Raw genomic sequence first — 4,399 nt, 5'->3', positions numbered from 1 at the left:
ACGTACCCGTCTGGCGGGATAACTGCGCCCGAGCGGCGTGCACCGGGCCAAAGACGCCGGTACACACCGCTTAAAATCACAACGATTTTGTGTTTTTAACCATATTCTTGCGTTTTTTGCGCGTATCCCCGCCGTCAGGTTCTCAAACATTGGCCGTGCAGGTGACGCGGCTGCTTGATCAGCGTTGCCGGAAGTCTAGGTCGCGTGCTTTGTTACATACCGAGCCGGTGTCGATCAATTAGCCGGTGACGAAGTGAGTGTGCCCGCTGCTGACGAGTGAACGAATGGCCTATTGATACGGTGAGAATATATTTAAGCTTTACTTACCCTGATACTGTCACAGAGCAATGGACAAAGAAGACGCAAGGCGTCAGACGCTGGACCGGTCGCACGAACGGCGCAAACGCGTGGTTCGCCTGCATCGCCTTGGCCATGGTGTGATGCAGATCGTCAAGCTGACCGGTCTGTCGTATCAGAAGTCTTGAGACCGCTTTCTCAGAAGCGCCTCACTGTCACCATGAGTCTTCTGAACGAACGGCTAAACGAGTTGAAGCGTAGGCACGCACTTTGCATCGGCCTCTACCAGACAAATGGTGTTGGGGAACACAGTGTTGACCAAAAAAGCAAAACAGCATGCCGCCGGGGCTTTACTGCTCGGCGGGGTGATCTTCGTGCTGATCGGCGTGGGCGGTTACCTCACCACGCAGCGTTCGCTCTCCGACGCCAGGTGGGTGACGCATTCGCAGGAAGTGATCGCCAGCATCGACGAAATCCAGGCCGGCATGCTGTTGGCGGAGTCGTCGGCGCGCGGCTATGTGCTGACCGACAACGAGGCGTTTCTGGGCGTGCATGCCGATGCGATCAGCCGCCTGCCAGAACGTATCGTGCGCCTGGAAGAACTGGTGCAAGACAACCTCGCGCAGGAGCGCCACGTTGGGGTGCTGCGGAAGCTGGTGGACACCCGTCTGCTGCAGATCAACGACCTGTTGCACAACTACCGAGCAAATGGTCTGGATGGCGCACGGGCGTCGATTGCGCGCGGGATCTTTCAGACCTCCTCGACGCTAAGCCGTCAGGTGCAGAAGATGACCGAACTGGAACGCCGACTGTTGGTGACGCGCACCGAAGCAAACCGGACCAGCTCGCAATGGGTGATTAGGGTCACCGTGATCGGCATCATCAGCGGGCTGTTGGTGATGCTGCTCGCCTACCGCCTGCTGTCGCGCGAACTGGAACGACGCGCGCGCGCCGAAGACGAGGCAAGCAGCACCAGTGAGCGGCTGGTCGAGTCGTTCGCCGCGCTCGAACGCACCTCTGCCGGGCTGGCGGCGCTGTCGCGCTATTCGGGGCTGCTGCAGAACTGTCGCGATGCCGAAGAAGCACTGGAAATCACCGCGCGGACGATTGCGCCATTGATCCCTGGTGCGTCCGGTGCAGTCTATCTGCTGCGCGCCTCGCGTGATCGCGCCGAGCAGGTGGTCGCCTGGGGCGCGATGGCCGATGACGACAGCGCCAGTATTGCGCCGCACGAGTGTTGGGCGCTGCGTCGCGATCGTACGCATGTTGTGGAAGACATCAGTCAGGGCATGGTCTGCCAACATGCCGGCGCCAATCTTTCGGCGCATGCGAGCACCGTGTGCATTCCATTGTCGGCGCAGGGCACCCAATTGGGAATGCTGGCCCTGCAAAGCGCCGATCCGCGCGAGCTGACCTCATTAACCGTGGCCGAGGCGGCCGCAGAGCAACTGTCGCTGGCACTGCATAACCTGCGCTTGCGCGAAACGCTGCGTCAGCAGTCAATCCGCGACCCACTGACCGGCTTGTACAACCGCCGCTATCTGGAAGAGGCGCTCAACCACGAACTGGCGCGCTGCACGCGTCGGGTGCTGCCGTTGTCGGTGCTGATGCTGGACGTGGACCACTTCAAACAATTCAACGATCTGCATGGACATGGCGGCGGCGATCGCGTGCTGGCGGCGATCGGGAAATTCCTGTTGACGCAGATGCGCGGCGAAGACATCTGCTGCCGCTACGGTGGCGAAGAATTGACCATCATCCTGCCGGAAGTGGATCTGCCCACTGCCGGCAGGATGGCCGAGAAGCTGCGCGCGGGCATCGAGGCGTTGCAGGTCATGTCCGATGGCGTGTCGCTACCCAAGGTCACCGCATCGTTCGGCGCGGCGAGCTTCCCGGAACACGCCGGCAATGCCGGGAAGCTGCTGCGCCGGGCCGATGAAGCGCTGTATCGCGCCAAGCAGGCTGGGCGCAATCAGGTGATCAGTGCGGGAACACCGGCTGACGCGATGTAGAAGTGCGGATTGTGAGTGCCTGCGCATACCGGCCGGCACCGCGTGCGCAATCACGTGTGCACGTCTTACGCGCGCGACGCTGCCAGGCAGTGAATCGGCAGCGCGTGCCTGAGCGTCAGTGATCTGCCAACTGCACACCGACCAACCGCAACACCGCATCAGCGACAGGTCTGCCCATCTTCATCGGTTGGAATCAGGCCGGCGCCCGCCAGCATGCCATCAATGCGGGTACGTACGTAGGCGGCATCTTCGGGCTCGACGCTGCTCAGCAGGGCTTCGGCGCGTGCCTGAAAATCGAGATAGTCGAAATCTGCATCCTCATTGGCCGACAGCTGCGGCAATGCGTCCTGCAACCCATCCAGACGTGTGTCGCGTTCTTCGCGGGTAGGCATGACAGACTCCAACGGTAAAGAGGGCACGGTTGCGGCAAGGCCGTCAACCAGGTGCGAAGCCCTGCAATGCAATGCAATGCTCCATCTTCCTACCCCGATGCAGCGGCACTGCACGCTCAATTTCCACAGTGCGCAGCCATAATGATGCCTACTTCTTTAGAACCTTCCCTGTGATCCTCCACCTGCAGCGGGACTTCCGCCTCGGCATCGTCAAGATGCTTGGGCCAATCACTGCGCTGTTGCTTTGCCTCTATGCGGTTTATCTGGTCATCACCGGTCAGGTGGTTGCTTGCCTGATCACTGCATTGCTCGGTGTGCTTGCGGTGTGGCGCGGCTGGCAGATGCGCAGTGCCGAAAACACCGGCGCAGGCGGGGTGTGGCTGGCATTGATCAATGTCGGCGGATGTCTGGTGGCGTGCTGGACCGGCGGCGATGGCGCCTTGCCCTGGCTGTTTCCGGTGTTGGCAACCAATTATTTCCTCTGTGGGCCGCAACGTGCGGTGTTGCTCAGCCTGCCGCTGTTGGCGGCGCTGTTGTTTTTGCCCGGCCTGATCGTCAGCCCCGGTCAAGGTGTGTCGACGGTCGTGGTGACCTTGGTGACGCTGACCGTGGGGTATGCGTTTTCGCTGCGCATGCAGGACGACCGCGTGCATCTGGAAGAGCTGGCCTCGCTGGATGCGCTGACCGGCCTGCCCAACCGACGCATGCTCGAACGCGCGCTCACTCATCAGATCGATCGACGGCAACCGCACGATCGGCTCAACAGCCTGATCATCATGGACCTGGACCATTTCAAGGAGGTCAACGATCTGTACGGGCATGCCGCAGGCGATGCGGCGCTGTCGGATCTGGCCACCATCCTGCGCTTTGAAGTGCGCAATCCGCATCAGGTGTTCCGCTTCGGCGGCGAAGAATTCGTGGTGTTGTTACGCGCCGGTTCGCTACAGGAACTGGAAGCGGCGACCGAACGCTTGCGCAGGGTCATCCGCAATGGCTTGCGTGGTCCGGGTGGGCGCATCACGGTGTCGCTGGGCGCTGCGCGCCACGATGGCGAAACGCATTGGCAGGACTGGTTTTCGCGCGCCGATGCGGCGCTGTATCTGGCCAAGAACGGCGGCCGCGATAGTGTGCGGATTGCCGACTGAGCGCAGGCAATCGTGTGATCGCCTGGCCGCCAGGCAAACCGGCTTGATGCTTGAGATCCATCACCGCATTGGCTGACGACGCACCATTGTTGCTCATCTCACACCGGCGCACAGTGCATTTGAGTACGCTTGCGGGGCGACCTGACGGTTGCCCCGCAAGCGTACTCACCGATCGAGCACTGCCACCGGTGCAGCAGGCGCTTGGCCCTGCTTCCAGCCGCCCAGCGCCTTGTACACGCCGACCACGCCGACAGTCACCGCCGCTTCGGCCTGCACCAATGCATCGTCGGCGGCCAGCTGGGTGCGTTGTGCATCCAGTAGCGTCAGGAAGTCTTCCGAGCACTCGCGGTAGCGGATCTGCGCTAACTGTTCGGCACGCCGCACGGCGTTGGCCTGCTCCACCACGATCGCCAGACGCGCCTGCTGACGGCCTTAGCCGATCAGTGCGTTATCGGTGTCTTACGACGCCAGCAACTGATGCGCCCAGGGTTTCCTAGACATCTCATGGCCATGGAAAATGGTCGATTCGGAGGTGTCTATGAGCAGCAAGCGT

At 61.5% G+C, this 4,399-nt stretch carries 3 protein-coding genes and 2 pseudogenes; 3 read left to right on the top strand and 2 right to left on the bottom strand.

Annotation, left to right across the window (positions count from 1 at the left end; translation table 11 throughout):
• Window positions 1-347: 347 nt before the first annotated feature.
• Both XpopCFBP1817_RS19620 and XpopCFBP1817_RS19615 read left to right on the top strand, forming a co-directional pair.
• Window positions 348-473 (top strand): annotated as a pseudogene (locus XpopCFBP1817_RS19620) (IS630 family transposase); the annotation flags it as partial.
• 117 nt (window positions 474-590) lie between these two features.
• Window positions 591-2,309: a sensor domain-containing diguanylate cyclase gene (locus tag XpopCFBP1817_RS19615; RefSeq protein WP_244171263.1), complete on the top strand. Its 1,719-nt coding sequence runs from the start codon at window positions 591-593 to the stop codon at window positions 2,307-2,309.
• 158 nt (window positions 2,310-2,467) lie between these two features.
• On the opposite strand, the gene XpopCFBP1817_RS19610 is transcribed toward XpopCFBP1817_RS19615, so the two are convergent.
• Window positions 2,468-2,713 (bottom strand): hypothetical protein, encoded by a 246-nt coding sequence (locus XpopCFBP1817_RS19610; RefSeq protein ID WP_425479136.1) that lies wholly within the window; start codon window positions 2,711-2,713, stop codon window positions 2,468-2,470.
• A 158-nt stretch (window positions 2,714-2,871) separates the two neighbouring features.
• On the opposite strand from XpopCFBP1817_RS19610, the gene XpopCFBP1817_RS19605 reads away from it, so the two are divergent.
• Window positions 2,872-3,846, top strand: coding sequence for a GGDEF domain-containing protein (locus tag XpopCFBP1817_RS19605; RefSeq protein ID WP_128418364.1), 975 nt, complete (start codon window positions 2,872-2,874; stop codon window positions 3,844-3,846).
• A gap of 165 nt (window positions 3,847-4,011) precedes the next feature.
• On the opposite strand, the pseudogene XpopCFBP1817_RS19600 reads toward XpopCFBP1817_RS19605, so the two are convergent.
• A pseudogene (locus tag XpopCFBP1817_RS19600) lies at window positions 4,012-4,305 on the bottom strand (TolC family protein); the annotation flags it as partial.
• Window positions 4,306-4,399: the final 94 nt, after the last annotated feature.

It is taken from the genome of Xanthomonas populi (assembly GCF_002940065.1).
In the GTDB taxonomy this organism is placed as follows: Bacteria; Pseudomonadota; Gammaproteobacteria; order Xanthomonadales; family Xanthomonadaceae; genus Xanthomonas; species Xanthomonas populi.
Note: the sequence above shows the minus strand (reverse complement) of the source record. Positions and strands in the feature narration are given on the sequence as shown.

Excerpts from the sequence above, each read along its gene's own strand:
- XpopCFBP1817_RS19615 (WP_244171263.1), top strand. The coding sequence starts at position 591 with ATGGTGTTGGGGAACACAGTGTTGACCAAAAAAGCAAAACAGCATGCC.